Genomic DNA, 24,327 nt, shown 5'->3' with positions numbered 1-24,327 from the left:
TAAAATCGAAAAGGTGGGGTCGTTTTCAATATGCTTTACTATTGATGGATATAGGTTATATTTATTTAGAAATGCTTCCTATTTTGATTCTGTATAGGATATAATGTATCCAAAAGAGTATAGCATATACTGGGCAGTAAGGTGGTGGTACCAATCGAACTGAATAAAAGACAAGAACGAATAGTTGAAATCGTAAAAGATTTTGGTCCAATAACGGGAGAACGAATTGCAGATAAATTAGATCTGACAAGAGCAACACTTCGCCCGGATCTAGCTATATTGACAATGGCTGGCTATTTGGATGCACGTCCTCGCGTCGGGTATTTTTATACAGGTAAAACAAGTGCACAGCTTTTGACTGAGAAGATCCGTCAGATCAAGGTAAAGGAATACTTATCACTTCCAGTTGTTGTCCAGGAGTCAGCAACTGTTTATGATGCTATATGTACGATGTTTTTAGAAGATGTAGGAACATTGTTTGTCGTCAATAAAGAGGGAAAGTTAGCGGGCGTCCTATCCCGGAAGGATCTGTTACGTGCTAGTATGGGGAATCAAGAGCTCACATCCATTCCAGTGAATATCATCATGACCCGAATGCCGAACATAACGATGTGTACAAAAGATGATCTACTGATCGAGGTAGCAGAGAAATTGATCGATAAGCAGATTGACGCAGTCCCTGTTGTAAAAGATCCATCAGGGGAAGATGCATATGAAGTCATCGGAAGAATTACGAAGACGAATATAACAAAAGCACTCGTAGACTTTTCTGGTGATGCAATCATTTAAGTGATGAAAACTGGAAATATGCGAGACTCTACGGGATTGCAAGTATATTTTCAAATTGTAAAGCAACAATCTATATGAATAACACCTTTAATAATGAGATTAATATCAATGAAGGAGGTACCTATGCCAGACAAAATAGAACGACCAATTGTATATGTCGTTTCCGATTCAGTGGGTGAAACAGCTGAATTGGTTGTGAAAGCTGCAGCAAGCCAATTCAATTCGACCAACATAGAAATCAGACGTTTCCCATATGTTGATGATGAACAAACCGTAAGAGAAGTGGTTGCGTTAGCTAAGGATAACGAGGCGATCATCGGTTTTACCCTGGTTGTTCCAGAAATCAAAGACTATCTGAAACAGTTGGCTGCACGAGAAGATGTACCTGCTATTGATATTGTCGGGCCGATGATTACACAAATGGCAAATGTTTTTCAAAAGAGTCCACGGAATGAACCAGGACTTGTCCATAAACTTGATGAAGAGTATTTCAGAAAAGTAGAAGCGATCGAATTTGCGGTAAAGTATGATGATGGAAGAGACCCAAGGGGGATATTAAAAGCGGACATCGTGTTAGTCGGTGTATCACGTACCTCTAAGACCCCTCTCTCACAATATTTGGCTTTAAAACGTTTCAAGGTCGCTAATGTTCCGATTGTCCCTGAGGTGGAGCCGCCAGAGGAATTATACAAAGTATCTACCTCCAAATGTTATGGGCTCCGTATCAGTCCGGAAAAGTTGAACGATATCCGCAGGGAACGGTTAAAAGCTTTAGGATTGGATGACCATGCCAATTACGCGAACATGAACAGGATAAAAGACGAGCTGGAATACTTTGATAAAGTCGTCGATCGTCTAGGGTGCAGAGTAATAGATGTGTCCAATAAAGCTGTGGAGGAAACGGCGAACTACATTTTGAATATTCATAAAAACAGGTATCGGTAAGTAATAATCTTAGTGTGAAATGAATAGATTGAAGGGGTTGACAAAAAGTAGCCAGTCAGCCCCTTCTTTTTAATTACAGAAGACGAAAAGTATTACGGAATCTTATGAAAAGGTTTGTGTGAGGTTTCCAAATTGTAAAGCAACCATCTATAACGAAAATACCTTTTTACTTTTGTATACTGATAATTCAGTATGGGGTCTTGGTAGTACCCTATGGAAGCACTTATTCATACTTTCAATCTGAGGATTCTTTCAACTTTCTATAAAAGAATTAAAGGTTATTTGCATTATTTGTCGAAATATAATAGCAAAGAGTACTTTATGATGGTCAACTGATGGAAAATCCGTTATAATACTCTATTGTGTGGAATTTTTATGCTTGTTTGAGGTAACCAAATTTTGGGTATACTAAAAAAGCGAAATTCGACAATATTCTGAAATATAAAACATTGGATTGCTGGCAGGAATTATTGAGAGGATGTAGAAATTAAATACATGAAGAAAACGCGAAATGTGTTGGTTGATGCAGATGCTTGTCCAAATCAAATAAAGAAAGCAATCCTTGAAATCTCGAATTTCTATGAGTACAAGGTTTTTTTTATTGCCTCTTACTGTCATGCTACAGATCAACATCGAAACGCAGATTGGATCATGGTTGATGCAGAACCTGAATCAGTAGATATATACATCGTCAACCAGTCAATAGAAGGGAATGTTGTCATCACCCAGGATCATGGGCTTGCGAGTCTTTTGGTATCGAAAGGCGTGTATGCCATATCACCGCGCGGGAAACGTTTTACCGAAGAAGAAATGCCTTCATTATTACAATCCCGCTATTACTCAAGTAAACTGAGACGTTCAGGACATCGGACGAAAGGGCCACCCCGGTTTACAGAGGAAGATGCTCGAAGGTTCAGACAGAACTTTGAACTGATCTTATCTCAGGGCTAAATTTACTTCTTCTCAATTTCTTGTTTTAAAGTAGGATAGAACAGTAAAGAATGGTGATAACATGGGATCACGGATTCCTGAAGAAACAATTGAACAAATTCAAAAATCCAACGATATCATTGATGTTGTCGGGGAATATGTTCAACTTAAGAAACAGGGTCGTAACTATTTCGGCCTTTGCCCCTTCCATAACGAAAATACACCTTCATTCTCTGTCTCTGGAGAAAAACAGATTTTCCGGTGTTTTGGCTGTGGGAAGGGGGGAAACGTCTTCTCGTTCCTTATGGAGGTTGAGGGTTTCACTTTCATAGAGACAGTCAAGAATCTCGCTGACCGGGTAGGGATTGAATTGCCAGAATTAGCTTCGTTCAATCAAAACGATCAAGTCAGTAAGGAAAAAGAAATCATGAAGGAAGGACATGGATTGCTTGCGCGTCTATATCACCATTGTTTAACAAATACCGATTACGGGCAAAAAGCAAAGGAGTACTTGTATAATCGGGGATTTACCGATGATATGATCGATCATTTCCAAATCGGTTATGCGCCGGACTCCTGGGAATTCGTAAGTGCTTTCCTGCAGAAAAGGAACTATTCACTTCCTGTCATGCAAGATGCTGGGCTTGTAGCGAAGCGCGAGTTCGATGGGAAGTTCTTCGACCGGTTCAGAGATCGGATCATGTTCCCGATTTGGGATAGTCAGGGGAAAAACATTGCATTCGGAGGCAGAATCCTTGGAGATGGTGAACCGAAGTATTTGAACAGTCCTGAAACGAAGATTTTCAACAAAGGGAAGATTTTATACGGTTATCATCTTGCAAGACCTGATATGCGGAAAGAAGATAAAGTGGTCCTGTTCGAAGGTTATGTAGACGTCATTGCAGCATGGAAGGCTGGTATTTCGAACTGTGTAGCCACACTCGGAACTTCGCTGACACCGGAACAGGCAAAACTATTAACCAGGAATGTCACGTCAGTCATCATTTGTTATGATTCAGATAATGCCGGGATTACAGCAGCGTTCCGTGCCATAGAACTTCTCGAACAAATGAATTGTAATGTGCGGATTGCCCAGATGCCTCAAGGCTTAGACCCTGATGACTATATCCAAAAACACGGTGGTGAACGTTTTAAACAGGATGTAATAGGGGCTAGTTTGACGGTAATGGCTTTCAAGATGCAGTTCATGCGCAGAGGGAAAAATCTCCAAGATGAAGGAGAACGCATGCGCTATATCGAAGAGATACTACATGAAGTTGCAAAACTTCCTAAAGCTGTTGAAAGAGACCACTATTTGCGGCAAATTGCCGAAGAATTCAATCTCTCCTTAGACGCACTGAAACAGCAACAATATCAAGCATTTTTAAGTAATAAAAGGAAAAAGGATAATGATGGTCGAAATAGGGAGAATAACCGTAAGAAATATATCGGGCAATCCTCACGACTGTTACCTGCTTTTCATAATGCAGAAAGGATATTGTTAGCCCATATGCTGAAGGATGTGAGTCTTGCAGAGAAGGTAGAAGAACTGATGGGTGGCGCTTTCAACATTGAGGAATATAGTGCGATTGCAGCTTACTTATATGCTTTTTACGCAGAAGGTCATACACCTGATATCAGCTTGTTTTTAGAAAGGGTGGACGATCAACGTTTGAAGCAAGTCGTCACTGAATTAGCAATGCTTACAATTAATGAGGATATATCGGATCAGGAATTATATGATTATGTCAATCAAATAAAAAAATATCCTAAATTAATTCAGATACAAGAGAAAGAGAAAGACAAAAAACGTGCAGAACGTGAACAAAAAATGGTTGAAGCTGCACAAATCGCGATGGAAATCGTCGAACTGAAGAAGGCTTTGAAAGTCAGCAACAGAAGTTAGAAGTATGGAAGGAGGGGATCGCATGGCTGAGAAACCTAATCGCCAGGAAGCGGAGGGTGAATTAACCATCGATCAAGTAAAGGAACAATTAGTTGAACTCGGTAAGAAGAGAGGCGTCCTCACTTATAATGAAGTTACCAATAAACTTGCCCCATTTGAACAGGACTCGGAACAAATGGATGTATTCTATGAGTATTTGGGTGATCAAGGTATTGAAATAGTGGATGAAGAGGATGGAGATGACCCAAATATTCAAGAGGTAGTGAAAAGTGGGGATGACGAGTTCGACTTGAACGATTTAAGTGTACCTCCTGGAGTGAAAATAAACGACCCAGTCAGGATGTATTTGAAAGAAATCGGTCGAGTGGATCTATTATCAGCCGATGATGAAATCAGCCTTGCGCAAAGAATCGAACAAGGTGATGAAGAAGCAAAACGTCGGTTAGCTGAAGCAAACCTCCGTCTTGTAGTCAGTATTGCGAAACGCTATGTCGGCCGAGGAATGTTATTCTTGGATTTGATCCAGGAAGGAAACATGGGTCTGATCAAAGCTGTTGAAAAGTTCGACTATCGTAAAGGATATAAATTCAGTACCTATGCAACATGGTGGATCCGTCAAGCGATCACACGTGCTATTGCAGACCAGGCACGTACAATCCGTATACCGGTCCATATGGTCGAAACGATCAACAAACTGATCCGGGTGCAGCGTCAGCTCTTACAAGATATCGGTCGTGAACCGACACCTGAAGAGATCGGAAAAGAAATGGAGCTTACTCCTGATAAAGTAAGAGAAATCTTGAAGATCGCCCAGGAACCTGTCTCGCTTGAAACTCCGATTGGAGAGGAAGATGATTCCCATCTTGGGGACTTCATCGAAGACCAAGATGCACTAGCTCCTTCTGATGCAGCTGCTTACGAGTTATTGAAAGAACAGCTGGAGGACGTATTAGATACATTGACCGATCGTGAAGAAAACGTCCTTCGACTCCGCTTTGGACTAGATGATGGACGTACGCGAACACTTGAAGAGGTAGGAAAGGTATTCGGTGTTACACGTGAACGTATCCGTCAAATTGAAGCGAAAGCATTGCGTAAGCTTCGCCACCCTAGCAGAAGTAAACGCTTGAAAGACTTTTTAGAATAGTTTGCGGTTGAAAACGAATCGTCTCTGAAAACGAGATGGTTCGTTTTTTGTATTCGATACAAAATCCGGATCGTTCTCCTGATATAATAACTTCCCCATTCAGATTTACCATCTATTAGAAAATACCACTCATCTTTGTCCTTTATTTTACTTATTTTCATCTCCATTTGCAAACTTTGTTCGGAAATTTTTGGTATTCGTTTTTCTACTCTGATATTTTCGGACTTTTTTTAACTGTTGAAAAATTGTTGTATTTATACGTATAATTGATGTAAGCGTATACAAACAGATACAAAAGAACAGTCAGGAGTGGAGTAAATGAACTTCGATTTAACAGATGAACAGAAAATGATTTACAAAATGATCAGGGAATTTGCTGAAGAGGAAGTAGCACCAGGAGCAGAACAACGGGATAAAGAGAAGAGGTTTCCAGTTGAAATGTTCAAAAAGCTTGGGGATCTCGGCTTGATGGGCCTTCCATTTCCAGAAGAATACGGGGGAGGGGGAGCTGACACCGTCAGCTTTGCTATCGTTGTAGAGGAATTGAGCAGGGCATGCGGCTCTGCCGGAATCACTTACTCCGCTCATATTTCATTAGGTGGAGCCCCCATCAACATGTTTGGAACGGAAGAGCAAAAACAAAAATATCTGACGCCGATCTGTACTGGGGAGTCCCTAGGTGCTTTTGGTCTCACTGAACCGAACGCTGGCTCAGATGCGGGTGGAACCGAAACAACCGCGATACATCAGGAAGGCGAGTGGGTCATCAACGGCAGTAAATGCTTCATTACAAATGCTAGCTATGCAAAAAACCTGGCTCTGACTGCAGTGACGGATCGTAAGGATGGAGAAAAGGAAATTACTGCATTCATCACAAGTACGGAGGCACCTGGATTCAAGGTTATCGATAATTACGAGAAATTAGGCTTGAACTCATCCAATACTACAGAATTGATCATGGAAGATGTCCGTGTACCTGAAGAAAACATGCTTGGAAAAAGAGGGAACGGATTCAGACAATTCCTAATGACGCTTGATGGCGGAAGAATCGGCATCGGTGCCATGGGGGTCGGAATTGCCCAGGCTGCGTACGAAAAAGCATTGTCTTATGCGCAAGAAAGAAAACAATTTGGAAAACCGCTATCAAAATTCCAGGCAACCCAATTCAAGCTTGCTGATATGGCGATGAAGATTGAACTCGCTAGAACTATGGTTTATAAAGCTGCATGGTTGAAAGATCAAGGGCGCAAGTTCGCAAAAGAAGCCTCAATGGCAAAACTCTATGCATCAGAAATCTGTATGGAAGTGTGCACTCAAGCAATCCAGATCCATGGTGGTTATGGTTATATGAAAGATTATCATGTTGAGCGATATTATCGCGATGGAAGGCTTCTTGAAATCGGGGAAGGTACATCTGAAGTTCAACGAATGGTTATTGCCCGGGAGCTGGGCTGTTAACAACTTTCAAAGAATAAGGGGGATTCTTTAGAGTCTTCCTCTCTTTTGACTTTTTTGAAGTCAACAAAACGCGGAGGTGCTGGGATGTATTTGAACCAAACAATTGGTCAATTATTGAAGGAAAAAGCACTGCGATTACCAGACCATGAGGCGGTTGTCTATAATAAAGAGGGTATAAGACATACATATGAAGGATTCTATGAGTTGACTGGACAAGTTGCAAAAGCCCTCATGGCTCTAGGTGTGAAAAAAGGGGAGCATATCGCAGCCTGGTCAACAAACAGATTTGAGTGGTTATTATTGCAATTCGGATCCGCGCGGATGGGGGCGGTGCTTGTAACAGTCAATACCAACTATCAGAAAAACGAATTGGAATATCTCTTGAAGCAATCTGATACGACGACCCTGTTCATGATGGACAAGTTCCGAGATACTTCATATGTCGAAATCGTCCAATCCATTGTGGGGACAACCGACATTAACGGCAAGGTCAGCTCGAACAGCCTTCCAAAGCTTAAGCAGCTTGTTTTTATGGAGGAAAAAGCCGAAACTGGGTTGCTCTCATGGGAAAACTTTATGAAAATGGGAGAATCGATCAGCAATGAAGAATTAGCCGAGCGTGAGAACATACTTGAACCGCATGATGTGATCAATATGCAGTATACGAGCGGGACGACGGGCTTTCCGAAAGGGGTTATGCTGACACACCATAATATCGTCAACAATGGCTATCAGGTGGCAAACGCGATGAACCTTTCTGAAAGAGACCGTCTATGTATCCCGGTTCCATTCTTCCATTGTTTTGGCTGTGTGCTTGGAGTACTTGCTTGTGTATCAGTCGGAGCGACAATGGTTCCGATTGTCCAATTTGATCCTGAGCTTGTCTTAAAGACAGTTGAAAAGGAAAAATGTACGGGTTTACATGGGGTGCCAACCATGTTCATAGCAGAATTGAATCTGGATTGTTTTGATGATTATGATCTATCTACTTTACGCACTGGTATCATGGCTGGATCCCCCTGTCCGATCGAGGTCATGAAGAAAGTCATGAATCTGATGGGGATGGACGAAATTACGATTGCGTATGGCCAGACTGAATCTTCACCAGTGATCACACAAACCCGGACAGATGACCCTATTGAAAGACGTGTGGAAACGGTCGGGAAGAAACACCCAATCGTAGAGGTTAAGATTGTCGATCCGGCGACAGGGGAAGAAGTACCTGTAGGGGAGCAAGGAGAGCTTTGCACAAGAGGTTATCTTGTGATGAAGGGGTATTATAATATGCCTGAGGCGACAGCGAAGGCAATCGATTCAGAGGGCTGGCTCCATACTGGTGACTTAGCGACGATTGATGAGGAAGGTTATGTGAAAATCACCGGCAGATTGAAAGATATGATCATCCGCGGGGGAGAAAACATTTATCCAAGGGAAATAGAGGAGTTTCTTTATACGAATCCTTCAATAGTCGATGTCCAGGTGATTGGGGTCCCGGATGAAAAATATGGAGAAAAGGTAGCGGCGTGTGTACAAATAAAAGAAGGAGAATCTGTGGCGGATGAAGAGATCCGCTCTTATTGTGAAGGGAAAATCGCTCGGTATAAAATCCCTGAATTTATCTTTTTCGTTGATGAATATCCTATGACTGCATCAGGTAAAATACAAAAATATAAACTCCGGAAACTTGTAGAAGAATTAAAGGGGAAATAAATGGATCCAGCGGTAATGGCGGGGGAAACGTGTCCAATTCATGACAAATGTCTCGTCTCTCTAGTTAAGACTTTCCTTCCTATTGATTTTCAAGTAAAATAGTAAATGGCTTGTTTACTATTACATAGGTAGGAAACACTAACAACAGAATCAACCTGCATCACAAGGAGGACAAGAGATGAAAAGAAATCCATTGATTCCATTCGCCATTACTGCTGTATTCGGCATTGCAATTATGATTGTTTTATCTGCTGTAGGTGTGAATGAAGCGAAACAAGAAGCAGCTGGCGGTGGAGAAGAAGTAAAACCACAGGAAATTGTACAACAAACCTGTACATCCTGCCATGGTCAAAACCTTGAAGGTGGTATGGGGCCAAATCTTACAGATGTCGGTTCTAAGTATAAACCGGAAGAGATCGCTGAAATCATCCAAAATGGTAAAGGTCAAATGCCAGCTCAGTCATTAAGTGCAGAAGAAGCGCAAGCAGTCGCTGAATTCCTGGTTAATGGCGGAGAAGAAGGCGGCGGCGAAAAAGGCGGAGAAGAATAAGATAACAAGACTTCAGTAAAGGCTGACTCAATTTAAATGTCTGTCACCTCCAAGGATTTGGAACACAAACATTTAAGGGTCATGCCTTTTTTTGTGTCTGCTCTTTGGAATTGTAAGCGTACACGAACCAAAGTTGAAGAATACTTTGAAAAAAGCTATAGTAGGACTGTATTTCAGTATGAATAGTAGAATAGGTGAAAATAGATGATATCCATATCCAACCGTTTAGAAAAAGTGACAACATACATACCAAAGGGCTCTACCATTGCTGATATCGGCTCTGATCACGCTTTTCTTCCTTGCTATTGTGTCAAGAAAGGGATAATCGAAAAGGCGATCGCTGGTGAAGTCAACCAAGGACCTTACCAATCAGCCTATAACCAAGTCAAAGCGTTAGGATTAGAGGATCAAATTGAAGTAAGATTGGGGGATGGCCTTGAAGTCATATCCGCCCAAGAGGTATCCGTAGTGGTGATTGCTGGGATGGGCGGACAATTGATCAGTAACATTTTAGAAAGAGGAAAAGATAGGTTGCCTGGGGTGGATCTGCTTATTCTCCAACCCAATATGGGAGCCCGATTCATACGTGAATGGTTTGAAAAGAATAACTGGAAATTGACCGAAGAATCAATACTTGAAGAAGATGAAAAGATCTATGAAATTCTTGTTGCCAAACGAACAAATACGCCGTTTGTTTTCACTGAGTCCGAAAAGTTATTAGGCCCCCTATTGATGAAACAGAATAATAGCTCGTTCCAAAAGAAGTGGAAACGGGAAAGGGATAACTGGGAAAAAATTCTCGTCCAGCTTGAAAGAGCTCTGCCTACGGATGAAGTAAGTGAAAGAAAAGAGCAATTAAAGAAAAAAATCAATGCAGTTTCGGAGGCGATAAAGTGAGTAAAAAACACGCACACGCTCAAGAGATCATCCAACGGATGGAACAACTTGCGCCTAAATGGCTGGCTATGGAAGGAGATCCGATAGGACTTCAAGTAGGTTCTTTGAAAAAGCGGGTTAAAAAAGTCATGGTTACACTCGATGTCATAGAACCTGTCATCGATGAAGCGATCCGGGAGGAAGTCGACCTGATCATCTCGCATCACCCTCTCATTTATATGCCCTTGAGGAAAATTAATCCTGATACTTCACACGGCCGTACGATTCAAAAGCTTTTAAAGCATGATATCACGTTGTATGCAGCTCACACCAACCTTGATGTTGCCGAAGGTGGGGTGAATGATCTGCTTGCACATATAATTGGTATTGGAGATACAGAAGTCCTTGTTGAGACTGCAGAAGATCAATTAAAGAAACTGATCGTTTTCGTTCCTGGAACGCATGCTGAAGCTGTCCGTGATGCCCTTGGCAATGCTGGATCAGGTTTCATCGGAAACTACAGCCATTGTACCTTTAATACACCGGGAACCGGAACCTTCATACCTCATGAAGGAACTAACCCTCATATCGGGGAACAAGGAAAAATAGAATTTGTAGATGAAATCAAAGTTGAGACAATTTACCCGGCAAGTATTGAGAAAGAGGTAATTGCCGCATTGCGAGAATCGCATCCGTATGAAGAAGTGGCGTATGACCTTCTTACACTTGAAAATCCGGGGAAACCATTAGGGGTTGGACGAATTGGGAAACTTCAAGGGGAAATGACAGTAGGAGATCTTGCCGAACAACTTAAAAAGACCTTCAAGCTAGGAGGAGTTCGAGTTGTCGGTGACCTACAGAAGCCCGTGAAAAAAATAGCGGTTTCTGGCGGTGAAGGTAATGATTTCATCCGTAAAGCGAAGTTAAAAGGAGCAGATGTATTCATTACAGGGGATATTAAATATCATTATGCACATGATGCCTGGATGGAAGGCATGGCGATCATCGATCCTGGTCACAATATCGAAAAAGTCATGATTGACGGGGTGGCCGACATTTTGGAAGGCTGGTTGGACGAAAAGAATCTCGAGACCAAAGTCTATCGATGTAAAGAAAAGACGGATCCATTCCAATTTATCTAGGTAGCTAATACGTGAAGATTTTTCCATTTGTCGAGATAATTTTAAAGTTGTAGAGAAAAAATTTGAGTTGTCGAGATAACTTTTGAGTTGTAGGGATAATTTTGATTTTGTTGCGTTTTGTTCCTGAGTTGTAGGGATAAATGAACTGATTGGCCATCCCCAGGCGGTCTTTAACAGAAAAATTGTCTCTGTAGACTGGTTAAGTCTTAAAAGTTTGAGTGGAAGAGGGATTTGACTTCGCTAGCTCGTCAAAAATCGAAAAACGTGGTACATCTTAACTAAAAACTGTGAAAAAGCCCATATACAAAAAGGACTGCCCAAAATGGCAGTCCTTTCAATGTTATTTCTTAGCTACTTTAACTTTAGGCAGGATTTTGCTTGATTTCACCTTTCGTTCTCTCATCCAGGTAGACTCATCTTCCGGGTTATACTGGTCAAGGAACATGATGACTTCTTTTGTAATTGGCGTCGGAGTAGATGCACCAGCTGTCACAGCAACCGTATCAACATTTTCCAACCACTCGAGTTTGATTTCCGTCACATCTGCAATCCTGTGTGATGGGGTTCCTGCAATTTCCCAAGAAACCTGTGCTAGGCGGTTGGAGTTATTACTACGAGGATCCCCGACCACGAGAAGCAAATCCGCTTCAACTGCTTGTACGGCAACTGCTTCCTGTCTGACCTGGGTTGCCTTGCAGATTTCCTCGTGGACCTCAGCTTGGGGGTATTTTTCTTGAATCATTTCAATGAGATGTTGGACATCCCATTGACTCATTGTCGTCTGATTGGTTATCAAGATTTTATCCGCTGTAATGTCGAGTCTTTTGACATCATCTTCATTTTCGATCAAATGAACGATATCTGGAGCTATCCCTATTGCCCCTTCAGGTTCGGGATGGCCTTTCTTTCCAATATAGGCTACGTGATACCCTTCTTCTTTCTTCTCTTTGATCAGGTCATGTGTGACAGTCACATCTGGGCAAGTCGCATCAATCGTATGCAGCCCTTTTTCACGAGCAACCCGTCTGACCTCCGGGGATACACCGTGGGCTGTAAAGATGACAGTGCCTTGATCGACTTGTTTCAATATTTCCAGACGATTAGGACCATCAAGAGTGATGATCCCTTCTTCTTCAAAGGCATCGGTCACATGTTTATTATGAACAATCATACCAAGAATGTAGATTGGTCTGGGTATTTTAGGATCATTCGCAGCATGTCTTGCAATGACCATCGCATCGACAACACCATAACAATAGCCGCGAGGTGAGACTTTGATTACCTTCATAGGAAAAGGTCCTCCTTTAGTTACAAACACTTCTCGCTTTATTATAAAGGAGGACCGATACCGTTGACAAATGTATATCGTCTATATATAGAGTTTAGGAACCGAATCGCGTTTAATGGGTTGGGGTGCAGGTTTGACATGAGCCACCTTTGGAATGGATTTTTTCTTGGTCGGTTTCTTGGAAGATTTCTTGCTGCTGACTGGTGCAGAAGTTTTTTTAGCGCTCGATGAAGTTTTTTTCTCCTCAGTGGTTGAAGATTTCTTCTTTTTCACAACGGGAGACGATTTTGTCTTTTTGTCATCGGCATTTTTTATCTCTTCTTTTTTGTCATCTTTTTTTTCCTCTGTCGAATTAGAATCAGAAGAATAATTCTTGTATTCTTTTAATAATTCAAGCATAGATGGTATATTCTTCACCATAGGACCATATTGCTGGATCAACGGCCGAACAGTATCAGCCATTTTCATCACTTTTTGTACATTTTCAACCATACCTACGAGATTGAGTCCACCGCTCGGATTGGGCGAAAGAAACCGAGTCAAAAAGCCGGCTGATCGTGCAGCGGGAAATCCCCCTCTAAATGGCATCATCTGTCCGAATGGCGACATTAGCCCAATACCATAGGGTCCATATCCTGGAGGCATACGGTACATAAAGATGCTCCTTTCTCCTACTCTCGATAACATTACAGAAAAGTGGTTATTCTGATAAACAAGATATGCGAAATTCGTATGAATGGTGTCCATCCAACAAAAGATTGGGTATATCCCCAAAAACATGGAGATTTTTTCTTCTATCCTCTATAATACTTAAAGTGGGAAATACATCTGAAGGTGATAAAAGAAATGAAAAATAATGTGTTTGAACAACGATTCCAATTAAAACCGTTTTTATTTGAGGCATTAAGAAAGCAGAACTTTCAAAGACCAACTGAAATTCAGGAACGTCTCATCCCAAGCATCATCAAAGGAAATGATGTCATTGGTCAGTCACAGACTGGATCAGGCAAGACGCTTGCCTTCTTGCTGCCGATTTTAGAAAAAATCAACCCTGAAACCCAGAAAGTACAGGCTGTCATTACAGCACCAACAAGGGAGCTTGCGAGACAAGTATACAACGAAGCCGTTAAACTGGTTGAAGATTCTCCTATTACCGTTAAGACCGTGGTAGGCGGTACAGACCGGAAACGTATGGTCGATCAATTGAAGAATGAACCACACTTGATCGTAGGTACACCTGGCCGTATCAAGGATCTTGTCGTTGAAGAGGGGATATCGATTTTCAATGCTGATATGCTTGTAGTCGATGAAGCTGATCAAATGCTTGATATGGGCTTTATCGAGGATGTCGACCAGATTGCTTCGAGAATGGCACATAACTTGCAAATGATGGTGTTTTCAGCAACCATCCCTGAAAATCTAAACCCATTTTTACGCAAATATATGAATAACCCTAAACATATTCATGTTAAACCTGAAGAAACCTCACCTGCCGAAATCGAACATATTGCGGTTCCTATAAGACACCGTGATCGAATCCAATTGACGATTGATATTGCAAAAAAATTCAATCCATATTTGGCCATCGTTTTTACGAATACAAAAAAGGATGCCGATGAGGTGGCAGATGCCATGATTCAAGAAGGTTTGAATGTCGATCGGCTTCATGGGGACCTCCCTCCACGTACACGGAAGCATGTCATGAAACGTGTGGCGGATGCTGAATGCCAATATCTCGTCGCAACCGACTTGGCAGCTAGAGGGATCGATATAAAGGGGATAAGCCATATCATCCATTATCAAATTCCAACCGACCTCGATTACTATATCCATCGGTCTGGCCGCACGGGGCGTGCTGGGATGAGTGGTATTGCAGCTGTTTTATATGGACGTGATGAAATTGATAAAATCGAAAAGCTTGAAAAGAAAGGGATTTCCTTCGAGCATAAGGATCTTAAAGATGGGGAATGGGCGAATGTGAATGTCCAACGTTCACGACCAAGAAAGAAAGCGAAGGATCCTAATGAGTTCACCATGCCGAAGCCCAAACAAGTCAAACCAGGTTATAAGAAAAAGTTTCAAGAGAAAAAGAAACAGTATAACCGTAAAAGAAATAAATAGAGGGGGAAATTTATAATGCTTAAATTAGGATCTCATGTTTCCATGAGTGGGAAAAAGATGTTGTTAGGTGCAAGTGAAGAAGCGGTTTCATATGGAGGAAACACCTTCATGATTTATACCGGCGCTCCCCAAAACACACGCCGTAAAGCCATTGAAGAACTCAATATCGAGAATGGCGTCGCTCATATGAAAGAGAACGGAATCGAGGAGATTGTCGTTCATGCCCCTTATATCATCAACATCGGGAATACATCCAAACCACAGACATTCCGATTAGGGGTGGACTTCTTAAGATCGGAAATTGAGAGAACAGAAGCGATCGGGGCAAAACAAATCGTTCTCCATCCTGGAGCTCATGTAGGTGCAGGTGCAGAAGCAGGTATCCAAAAAATCATTGAAGGGTTGAATGAAGTCATCACCCCTGAACAAAATGTTCAAATTGCATTAGAGACTATGGCAGGGAAAGGATCTGAATGCGGTAGAAGGTTTGAAGAACTTGCTGCGATCATAGATGGTGTCACCCACAATGAAAAGCTCTCAGTATGTTTTGATACATGTCATACACATGATGCCGGTTATGATTTGATCAATGATTTTGATGGTGTATTGAATGAGTTCGATAAAATTATCGGGCTCGATCGATTAAAAGTACTTCATATCAATGATAGCAAGAATGAATGCGGTGCTTGCAAGGATCGACATGAAAATATCGGATTTGGAAAAATAGGATTCAATACATTGAATTATGTCGTGCACCATCCGCAGCTGGAGGATATACCAAAAATACTTGAAACCCCTTATGTAGCAATCAATGGGGACAAGAAAAATAAGAAACCTCCATATAAATTTGAAATCGATATGCTTCGTGGAAAAACATACGATGACCAATTATTAGAAAAAATCGTACAAGCATAAGGATAATCATTTCAAACTTCATTACCATTCGACTATAAACAAGAGCTGACCCTACAGAGGTATGCCTAGGCCATCCCCTTTCAGAAAGGAGGTGCCAGACGTTAGAGGGGTCAGCTTTTTGATTACCATATGTTCATCGGATGATCGACTGAAACATTACTTTGACGGTTTGGGCAGTGTGTGGACCAACAACAGCTTCGATTTGTTTGATGATCCGTTCTCTTTGTTGAAGATCTGCAACGTCAATTTTTTCTTTCCTAAGAATACGGATGATCTGCACTGCTTGAGTATCCGTCAATTGGATATTGTATTGTGAGGCCAGCGCAGTCAGTTCTTCAGCGGACAGATTATTGAGTTTGTGGTTGATCATTTGTTGTAGAAAAGGATTCATCCCCCGTTCCCCTCCTCTTTGCATAATGTATGAGGTGGGCGGAATTTATGTGCTTGTATGAAAACAAAGCATAAAGGATGAACTTTAGGATTGGATATGTTGGTTTTTGCCGATATATGTCTAGGGATTTATTAGTTGTGGCACTAGGTATTGTAAGGGTTATTTAGTATAATAAATATACTATGTCAATTATAATCGGGGGCGTGCTATGCAATATTGTCAATCTGACAACACTTTTGCAGCCTTTCAACATATTATGAATGATCTAACGGACGATATCTATTTATTAATCAAGCCGAATGGCTCGATCATAGAATCCAATAGGATAGCTCAAGAGTCGATTTTGAGTGAAAGACAAACAAATTTCTATGATTTATTCTTAAAAGAAGACAAACCAGCCGTTTTTAGTTTCATTGAAAAGCTCACCCCAAAGAATGCTTCTAAAATGACTTTCAACCATTATTTAAATGAGGAGAAGATTACAATCAAGTATCTTGGGAAAATGATCGAAGATGAAATTGTCCTTCTTGGAAAAGTACTCGGAGAGTCGAAGGCAGATGAAGCGGACGATCACGGTTATAAAGAAAAATATGAAAAAGAGTATGAATTCCGCAAATTCATGTTTCGCGAATTAGAGATCGGTATCTTGACAATCACATCAGAAAATAAGATTGATTGTTGCAATGAACGCATGAAATTGTTTGTCGATTTGGAATGTGTCAATCAGTTGATCGGACAAAACCTCCTCCAATTGGACTATGATCATCCCTTATTGTCACAAATGCGTCAAATGACCAGGGAAATACGGAACACGAAGATTGTAAATGAACGCTTTTATTACGAGGATGATTGTTTATTTCAGGTGAAAGGGATGTATTTTGATTCTGATGAAAGCATCCGTTTTGTGTTATATGATCGATCACATCAACAACGTTTCGAAAATCTATTGATGTACAAAAAGCAAATGGAATCTGTATCTCATCTTGCAGCAGGGGTAGCTCATGAATTACGCAATCCGTTGTCGGTGATCCAAGGATTTATCCAATTATCAGCAGTAACGAAAGATTTCAGCAAGTATTATGATACCGTGTTATCAGAATTGGCCCGTATGAATGAAATCATCGAAGACTTCTTGTCTGTTTCAAGACGGAAAATGCAGAAGCAGAAGCAGAGGCCAGATCTTATCATTAAATCACTGATCCACATCATCCAGTCAGAATGTTTGTTACATAATCTCTTGTTTGAATGGGATGTGGAAGAGGTTGACGTCTATACAATGGTCAATGAATCAATGATTAAACAGGTCGTTTTGAATCTACTCAGAAATTCCATAGAAGCATACAATGTGAAACAGACGAACCGTCGAATCCATTTGCAAGGAAAAGCAACGAGCCATCATTATGAAATCACTTTTAAAGACCAAGGACCAGGGATGGAGAAAAGTGTGCTTGAGCAGCTCGGGAAACCTTTCTTCACTACGAAAGAAAAAGGGAATGGTATCGGCATCCCTTTATGTAAAAAAATCATTGAAGAACATGGTGGTACATTTAATATCATCAGTAAACTTGGTGAGGGAACGACGATAAGATTCCGTTTGCCTTTTTTATCAGAAAAGAACAGCTGAAATGTCAGCTGTTCTTTTATCGTTAGATAAGTGTGTTAAACACTCAGTCAGCGATTCCGCTTTTCTTGATGTCCAGCTTCATCGCCCAACCACTTGGCTCACTTCAGACCTCCTGCGGCGGCCGACACATTGATTCAGGTCAAAGTGTTACCCACGCAGAACCGAACTGTTTGGTTCGAGCCTCCTCGTCGGACTTCCAGTGACCTTTGTGGCTAAACAGGGCGATTCCGCTTTTCTTGTCATTACATATAAAAGTGGAATACAAAATTCAAGATAAACAATGATGCCATCACGTACATGGTCCTCGGAACCTGTTTAAATTGTCCAACCGCCATTTTGATGATTGGGTAGACGATGAATCCGAAGGCAAGTCCATCAACGATGCTATAAGTTAACGGAATCAATGCGATGATCATGAATGCCGGAAAACTTTCCGTAAAATCATCAAGAGGAATATGTCGGATCGATTGCATCATTACTCCGCCTATGATAATCAGTATCGGAGCAATTGCCGCATCAGGTATGCCTGTAAGGACTGGAATGGTGAATATGGAAAGTATAAATAACAAGCCGGCTATGACCGCTGTCAACCCTGTCCGTCCGCCTTCAGCAATACCTGAAGCACTTTCAGCTGTTGAAATTGTAGGACTTGTCCCGAAAAATCCAGATAATACACTGGAAAAAGCACTTGATTGGAAGGATCGATCGAATTTGGATGTATCTGGAAGCATTCCGTGTAACAATCCCATATTTTCAACAATCAATATGAGTGCCAACGAAAATGAGGCAATCCAGAATTCTGTTTCCATCCAACCGGATAAATCAGAACTGAAAAGAATCAGTGCTGATTCTTGACTTGTTTCTTTCGGTACAGGTGTAAGATCAAAGAAATGAGCCACCAATGTGATGAAAATGACTGAGAGGATGAAACCTCCCTTTACCTTTTTCACAAACAATGTCAAACAAATCAAGAACCCTGCAAGAGCCAACAATGTTGATGGTTCGCTCAAATCCCCAAGTTTAACGAACGTATCCGGACTCTTTTCTACAATACCAGCTTTCTGTAAGCCGATGAATGCGAGGAACAAACCGATGCCTACCGTAATTCCATGCTTTAGGGATTCTGGTACAGAACGAGACAATAACGATTTGATCGGTGTGAAAGCTGCAATACAAAATAGTACTCCCGCCATCATTACTGCTCCAAGTCCTTCTTGCCATGTCAATCCCATACCTTGAACAATCGTATAGGTGAAAAAAGCATTAACGCCCATGCCAGGAGATAATATGATTGGTGCATTTCCGTAAATTCCAATGAAAATACAAGAAATGATACTGACTAGGATGGTTGCCATTAAAGCGCCATAGTATGGGATGCCGGCATCAGCCAGGATTAACGGATTGACGATAATGATATAACTTATCGTAAAAAATGAGGTGATCCCCGCTATCAGTTCCTTCTGTATCGTTGTGCCGTGATCAGCCAATCGGAACCAATTTTCAATAAGTTGTTTCATCATAACCTTTCTTTCTAAAATGATCCCTCTCCCACCCATGGCAGAACATATGCCACGATTGTTAATTATAGCGAAAATTTCAGGAGTTTCAAGTAATCATGCTATAATTATTTCATGTAATACAAAGAAAAAGATTTTTTGAGGAGTGACCAATGGAACCAATTAAACAACATAAAAAAGAAAGTATTCCACATCTGATTTACCGATTCACGATGATTATTTTAGGAGCCGGTCTTGCAGCAGCCTCGATTGAGCTGTTTCTGATACCAAATCAAATCATCGATGGAGGGATAATCGGAATTTCCTTGATTTTGGATTATATCACTCCCCTTAATTTTGCTATCCTTGTGATCGTATTGAATCTTCCATTCATGTTTTCAGGTTATAAACAGATCGGGAAGACGTTTGCTATTTCATCATTGGTAGGAATTGTATTTTTAGCGATTTTCGAGACTCAATTCCATCATTTCGAGGCTTTTACCTCAGAATTAATCCTAGCAACAGTCTTTGGGGGGCTGACATTAGGTGTTGGAGTAGGGCTTGTCATCCGTCATGGAGGATCATTAGATGGCACGGAGATTTTTTCGATCCTTATCACGAAAAAAATTCCTTTCTCTATTGGCGAAGTTGTCATGTTCTTAAACATTTTCGTATTTGCCTGGGCAGGTTTCGTATTCGGACCAGAACGTGCGATGTATTCAATTCTTACCTACTATATCGCATACAAGACAATTGACACCGTGATACAAGGGCTAGATGAGACCAAAGCCGTTCTCATTGTTTCAGACCATTATGAGGAAATCTCAAGTGCCATTCTAGATCGATTGGGCCGGGGGACGACGAAACTAATGGGAAAGGGTGGATATACCGATGCCCAGAAAGAAGTGATCTATGCAGTTATCACAAGGCTTGAAGTGACGAAGCTTAAGAATATTGTTTACGATATCGATAAACAAGCCTTCATAACAATCATGAATACACAGGAAACGAAAGGAGCAAAGTTCAAGTCCCCAATCCATTAAGTCTGCTTAAATACAGGGGAATGGGATACTGATTACAGTCTCTTTTTTTGTTCTTATAGCCAATATAAGAATTCATTCCATATAAAAATGGGCCAAAGGCTCGTGTTTTCTAAGTATTCTTTATATTGAGCAGGTCCCTTTACAAATGATTTATTTGAGATATACTTATTAAAGTAAATCGGAATCATTCCTAATTTTATATTAGAATTACATTACTGAAAGGGGATTACGATGAACTCGTCTATCGTGTCCATAAAAAACGTTTCATTCAATTATCAAGAGCGTAGAGTGCTCGAAAACATAAACTTGGATGTTCCAGAAGGATCCTTTCTCGCTTTATTAGGACCAAATGGTTCTGGTAAATCGACACTTATCAAAATGATTCTGGGACTGTTGCCGATACAGAAAGGTACGATCTCTTTGTTTGGCCAAAATGTGAAAAAGTTCAAAAACTGGCCCTACATCGGATATGTGTCCCAAAAGGCGAACAGTTTCAATAGTGGTTTTCCTGCAACTGTATTTGAAGTAGTCTCAATGGGGCTTTTTGGGAAGGTCGGAATTTTCAATTTCTTAAAAAAACATCATAAAAAGAGGGTTATTGAAGCGATAGAAACAGTAGGTTTAACAGAATATACGAATCAAAATATTGGTGAACTTTCAGGTGGTCAGCAGCAGCGTGCTTTTATCGCTAGAGCTTTGGTGAGTGATCCACAGTTGTTGATTTTAGACGAACCTACCGTAGGTGTCGACGCTTCTTCAGTGGAAAGTTTTTATGGACTTTTAGAGCAGTTGAATCAAGAAAAGGGAATCACCTTGATTCTTGTTACACATGATATCGGACCTGTAACAAATTTGGTAACCCATGTAGCTTGTCTGAACAAACAACTGCATTTTCATGGTGACACATATGAATATGAGGTCCTCGACAACCGTGAATGGTCATCTTTCTACGGTCATCCAGTCCATCTGGTGGACCACCAGCATTAATGAGGAGTGCACATATATGATCCAAGATTTTTTACAGTATGATTTTATACGGAATGCTGCGTTCGTTGGACTGATGATTGGCTTCTTGGCACCGATGTTGGGTGTCTTCATCGTTGTCCGCAGGCAAGCATTGATTGCAGATGCTTTATCACATATCACATTGGCAGGAATTGCAGCCAGTTTGTTATTAAGTAAACAAGTCACCGCTTTTAAAATGTTGAATCCAGTTTATCTGGGAATGGCCTTCTCAGTAGCGGGTTCAATATTGATCGAGCGTTTACGAAAAGAATATAAACACTATCAAGAATTGGCAATACCGATCATCTTATCGGTCGGGATCGGATTAAGTGTTGTTTTTATTTCACTCGCAAACGGCTTCAACACTGATTTGTTCAATTATTTATTCGGCAGTATCATCGCCGTAGGAACATCTGATGTTTGGATGGTACTTTTTATATTGATCCTTGTTGTAATTGCTGTCGTCCTGTTTTATAAGGAGCTTTTTCTGCTGTCTTTTGATGAAGATCAAGCACAGGTCTCAGGGATTCGTTCACGTTTCATCCATTCCATGTTCATGGTGATGGTTGCGCTTGTCATTGCAGCTTCGATGAGAATCGTCGGTATTTTACTTGTATCATCGCTTATCACATTACCAGTTGCAGCAAGTATCCGGATTGCCAGAGGCTTTAAACAGACGATCATCATTGCAATTATCTTCGGTGAAACATCCGTAATTACAGGATTGGTATCAGCTTACTATTTTGATTTAGCTCCTGGTGGTACAATAGTATTACTAGCAGCATTGATTCTTGTTCTTGTGATTATCTGGAAAAAATTCAGGTATTCTTTCGGGACAAACAGTAAAGTGGGGGAAGAAGCATGAATGTAAGTGAAGCTCTCGACATCCTTAAAGAAAATGGTTACAAGCATACAACCAAACGGGAAATGTTTCTAGAGCTCTTTTCAAATGAGAGACGTTATTTAACGGCAAAGGATGTACTGGAATACATGAAACCATCTTATCCAGGTCTTAGCTTTGATACCATTTATCGTAACCTGTCTGTCTTTACCGAGTTAGGGATTGTTGAAGAGACCGAACTTGATGGGGAAAAACATTTCAGGTTCTCTTGTTCGACAAAAGGTCACCACCACCATATGATCTGTCTTCAATGTGGAAAAACAAACGCTATTGAAGCATGCCCAATGAAAGATATCACACCCGATGAATTTATGATTACCGATCATAAATTTGAAATATACGGCTATTGCCAGGAGTGCCAATGAAATGTCGTATATATTAATGAATTAGCCGGGAATGTGGCATTCTAACCCTTAAAGGAGGAGATTAAAATGCCAGAGGTAAAATGTAATGTATCGAACTGTGTATATTGGGCTGAAGGAAACAATTGTCATGCTGATACTATTTTGGTTGAAGTGGACCAACATGCGAATGAAGATTACGATATGTCTGCAGCTGGACATTTTGTGGACGATGCTCTCCATAAGGACAAGGCGAGTACTGTTGCAGAAACATGCTGCCACACGTTCCGTTCCAGGCATTAACTCTTTTCTTGAAATCCATCCAGATCTAACAATCGGGTGGATTTTTTCTTTATAGGATAAGAAAGTATAAAAATTTTGTTTTCGAAAATGGGATTCTAGCTCCAACGTCCAACCACTTGGATCACTTCAGTCCTCCTGCGGCGGTAAACAGGGGCTTGCATTTTTCTTTATCCCTGTTCCTACCTGTAAAGGAATTTTAAAGAGAAAAAATTCCCAAGTGTTGTTGGGGTTTAGGTTAACAATGATTGACATTATGAAACCCTGGTAAGTGACTAATAATAAAAAGGCTCCTCCACTTTTGAGAAAGAGAGGGATCCTGATGGAAAATCGATACGATCGTGAAAACGGAAATCACCGAGAGTATGAAGAGGATTTCATGGAAGAAACAGCAGCGGAGGTTCTCCCTCTACCTGAGCAAGAACGAGTTATGGATAAAGAACGTGAAGATGCGTATAATGGTGATGCGGATCAAGAAGATACCGGAGGTCGAGGCGTAGGTATATTTGCCCTTGCCTTATCGATCCTATCCTTATTCTTCCTTCCCGTTTTATTAGGTGCCGCTGGCATCATTGTAGGATTTTTTGCAAGACGACGAGGAGCGCAGACACTTGGGAACTGGGCAATTGGACTTGGTATCGCATCAATTGTAATCAGTCTGATATTCGTTCCATTTTTCTAAGTGTAAACGAAGGCAGTTTTTCTGCCTTCGTTTTTATATATGTTTTTATGGATATCATTTGGAAGGTGTAACTTCTTCATTTAAAATAAATACATAGGATAGTGATAATGAGTATCAATTAGAGGTGAACCTTATGGATGTCATGAAAGCGATAATAACAAGAAGAACGATTGGAAAGGTTACAGAGCAAGTACCTGATAAGGAAATGATCGAATCCATCCTGGAAGCGGGAACATGGGCACCTAGTCATTATCGGACGGAACCCTGGAAATTCATCGTTCTCTCTGGCAAAGGCAGAGATGCATTAGGTGAACTATATGGTGAAATTGCTGTGGAATCATTAACGGAACCCACAGATGAAGAAGTTGAACAAGCGAGAGAAAAAGGTCTTAAAAAAGCAAGAAGAGCCCCTGTGATCATTGTCCTCATAATGGAGCCAAGTAATAACGAGAAAGTTGTTTGGCTTGAAGAAATAGCTGCATGTGCTTGTGCTGCACAAAATATGATGTTAGCGGCACATTCTCTCGGTTTAGGGTCTATTTGGCGTACAGGTCAACCAACGTACAAACAGAAAATGAAGGATAGATTCGGGGTTTCAGAAAAAGGTCATCTGATGGGATTTTTATATGTAGGTTATCCTGCTGCGGAACCGAAACCTTCTCCACGAAGACCGGTTGCAGAAAAAACACAATGGTGGGATGGAAGTTAAATCAAGGGGTTAATCACCTCGGAAATTCCAGATTATATAGGAAAAAGCTGAACGATTT

24 protein-coding genes are annotated in these 24,327 nt (G+C 40.9%); 20 read left to right on the top strand and 4 right to left on the bottom strand.

All coding sequences use genetic code 11. The annotated features are described in order from the left end of the window. The first annotated feature begins 141 nt into the window (after positions 1–141). The 10 genes from ccpN (at position 142) to L1611_RS02015 (ending at position 11,453) form a co-directional block, all read left to right on the top strand. A complete protein-coding gene (gene ccpN, locus L1611_RS02060; protein ID WP_322972501.1) occupies positions 142–789 on the top strand; it encodes a transcriptional regulator CcpN in 648 nt (215 codons plus the stop codon). Positions 790–912: 123 nt separating this feature from the next. Further along, the gene (locus L1611_RS02055) at positions 913–1,734 is read left to right on the top strand and encodes a pyruvate, water dikinase regulatory protein (RefSeq protein WP_236311385.1); all 822 of its coding nucleotides are present in this window, start codon (positions 913–915) and stop codon (positions 1,732–1,734) included. A 495-nt stretch (positions 1,735–2,229) separates the two neighbouring features. Next, the gene (locus L1611_RS02050) at positions 2,230–2,685 is read left to right on the top strand and encodes a YaiI/YqxD family protein (protein ID WP_236311383.1); all 456 of its coding nucleotides are present in this window, start codon (positions 2,230–2,232) and stop codon (positions 2,683–2,685) included. A 61-nt stretch (positions 2,686–2,746) separates the two neighbouring features. Further along, positions 2,747–4,570, top strand: coding sequence for a DNA primase (gene dnaG / locus L1611_RS02045; RefSeq protein WP_236311382.1), 1,824 nt, complete (start codon positions 2,747–2,749; stop codon positions 4,568–4,570). Between the two features lie 22 nt (positions 4,571–4,592). Next, positions 4,593–5,717: an RNA polymerase sigma factor RpoD gene (gene rpoD / locus L1611_RS02040; protein ID WP_221565630.1), complete on the top strand. Its 1,125-nt coding sequence runs from the start codon at positions 4,593–4,595 to the stop codon at positions 5,715–5,717. A 318-nt stretch (positions 5,718–6,035) separates the two neighbouring features. After that, positions 6,036–7,175 (top strand): acyl-CoA dehydrogenase, encoded by a 1,140-nt coding sequence (locus L1611_RS02035; protein WP_236311381.1) that lies wholly within the window; start codon positions 6,036–6,038, stop codon positions 7,173–7,175. Between the two features lie 84 nt (positions 7,176–7,259). Beyond that, complete coding sequence (locus L1611_RS02030; protein ID WP_236311380.1) at positions 7,260–8,885, top strand: AMP-binding protein; 1,626 nt, start codon at positions 7,260–7,262, stop codon at positions 8,883–8,885. A gap of 178 nt (positions 8,886–9,063) precedes the next feature. Further along, a complete protein-coding gene (cccA, locus tag L1611_RS02025; protein ID WP_225063607.1) occupies positions 9,064–9,435 on the top strand; it encodes a cytochrome c550 in 372 nt (123 codons plus the stop codon). Positions 9,436–9,639: 204 nt separating this feature from the next. Next, positions 9,640–10,332 (top strand): tRNA (adenine(22)-N(1))-methyltransferase, encoded by a 693-nt coding sequence (locus tag L1611_RS02020; protein WP_236311379.1) that lies wholly within the window; start codon positions 9,640–9,642, stop codon positions 10,330–10,332. Then, entirely contained in the window at positions 10,329–11,453 is a 1,125-nt protein-coding gene (locus L1611_RS02015) for a Nif3-like dinuclear metal center hexameric protein (protein ID WP_322972500.1), read from the top strand. The genes L1611_RS02020 and L1611_RS02015 overlap by 4 nt, the downstream gene beginning before the upstream one ends. 340 nt (positions 11,454–11,793) lie before the next feature. On the opposite strand, the gene L1611_RS02010 is transcribed toward L1611_RS02015, so the two are convergent. Further along, a complete protein-coding gene (locus L1611_RS02010) occupies positions 11,794–12,741 on the bottom strand; it encodes a 4-hydroxy-3-methylbut-2-enyl diphosphate reductase (protein ID WP_236311378.1) in 948 nt (315 codons plus the stop codon). A gap of 81 nt (positions 12,742–12,822) precedes the next feature. Continuing rightward, complete coding sequence (locus L1611_RS02005; protein WP_236311377.1) at positions 12,823–13,395, bottom strand: YqfQ family protein; 573 nt, start codon at positions 13,393–13,395, stop codon at positions 12,823–12,825. A gap of 192 nt (positions 13,396–13,587) precedes the next feature. Here L1611_RS02005 and L1611_RS02000 point away from each other — a divergent pair, with 192 nt between their 5' ends. Together L1611_RS02000 and L1611_RS01995 are read left to right on the top strand one after the other, a co-directional pair. Then, on the top strand, positions 13,588–14,862 hold the full coding sequence (locus L1611_RS02000) for a DEAD/DEAH box helicase (RefSeq protein ID WP_236311376.1): 1,275 nt from the start codon (positions 13,588–13,590) through the stop codon (positions 14,860–14,862). A 15-nt stretch (positions 14,863–14,877) separates the two neighbouring features. Beyond that, the gene (locus L1611_RS01995) at positions 14,878–15,777 is read left to right on the top strand and encodes a deoxyribonuclease IV (protein WP_236311374.1); all 900 of its coding nucleotides are present in this window, start codon (positions 14,878–14,880) and stop codon (positions 15,775–15,777) included. A gap of 133 nt (positions 15,778–15,910) precedes the next feature. Here L1611_RS01995 and L1611_RS01990 read toward each other — a convergent pair whose 3' ends face one another. Next, a complete protein-coding gene (locus tag L1611_RS01990) occupies positions 15,911–16,168 on the bottom strand; it encodes a DUF2624 family protein (protein WP_236311373.1) in 258 nt (85 codons plus the stop codon). Between the two features lie 208 nt (positions 16,169–16,376). Between L1611_RS01990 and L1611_RS01985 the strand changes: the two genes are divergently transcribed. Continuing rightward, positions 16,377–17,792, top strand: coding sequence for an ATP-binding protein (locus L1611_RS01985; RefSeq protein WP_236311372.1), 1,416 nt, complete (start codon positions 16,377–16,379; stop codon positions 17,790–17,792). A gap of 242 nt (positions 17,793–18,034) precedes the next feature. Here L1611_RS01985 and L1611_RS01980 read toward each other — a convergent pair whose 3' ends face one another. Then, positions 18,035–19,309, bottom strand: a complete 1,275-nt coding sequence (locus tag L1611_RS01980; RefSeq protein ID WP_236312012.1) for an NCS2 family permease — start codon at positions 19,307–19,309, stop codon at positions 18,035–18,037. 152 nt (positions 19,310–19,461) lie between these two features. Between L1611_RS01980 and L1611_RS01975 the strand changes: the two genes are divergently transcribed. From L1611_RS01975 to L1611_RS01945, 7 genes are all read left to right on the top strand, one after another. Continuing rightward, complete coding sequence (locus L1611_RS01975) at positions 19,462–20,331, top strand: YitT family protein (RefSeq protein WP_236311371.1); 870 nt, start codon at positions 19,462–19,464, stop codon at positions 20,329–20,331. Positions 20,332–20,562: 231 nt separating this feature from the next. Then, entirely contained in the window at positions 20,563–21,318 is a 756-nt protein-coding gene (locus L1611_RS01970) for a metal ABC transporter ATP-binding protein (protein ID WP_236311370.1), read from the top strand. Between the two features lie 16 nt (positions 21,319–21,334). After that, positions 21,335–22,201, top strand: a complete 867-nt coding sequence (locus tag L1611_RS01965) for a metal ABC transporter permease (protein WP_236311369.1) — start codon at positions 21,335–21,337, stop codon at positions 22,199–22,201. Further along, positions 22,198–22,602 (top strand): Fur family transcriptional regulator, encoded by a 405-nt coding sequence (locus tag L1611_RS01960; protein ID WP_236311368.1) that lies wholly within the window; start codon positions 22,198–22,200, stop codon positions 22,600–22,602. Before L1611_RS01965 ends, L1611_RS01960 begins: the two co-directional genes overlap by 4 nt. A gap of 66 nt (positions 22,603–22,668) precedes the next feature. Beyond that, positions 22,669–22,881 (top strand): DUF1540 domain-containing protein, encoded by a 213-nt coding sequence (locus tag L1611_RS01955; RefSeq protein WP_236311367.1) that lies wholly within the window; start codon positions 22,669–22,671, stop codon positions 22,879–22,881. 319 nt (positions 22,882–23,200) lie between these two features. Then, entirely contained in the window at positions 23,201–23,560 is a 360-nt protein-coding gene (locus L1611_RS01950) for a DUF308 domain-containing protein (protein ID WP_236311365.1), read from the top strand. 133 nt (positions 23,561–23,693) lie between these two features. Then, positions 23,694–24,269: a nitroreductase family protein gene (locus tag L1611_RS01945; RefSeq protein WP_236311364.1), complete on the top strand. Its 576-nt coding sequence runs from the start codon at positions 23,694–23,696 to the stop codon at positions 24,267–24,269. The last annotated feature ends 58 nt before the right edge of the window (positions 24,270–24,327 follow it).

The organism is Pseudalkalibacillus salsuginis, from assembly GCF_021646685.1.
In the GTDB taxonomy this organism is placed as follows: domain Bacteria; phylum Bacillota; class Bacilli; order Bacillales; family Fictibacillaceae; genus Pseudalkalibacillus; species Pseudalkalibacillus salsuginis.
Note: the sequence above shows the minus strand (reverse complement) of the source record. Positions and strands in the feature narration are given on the sequence as shown.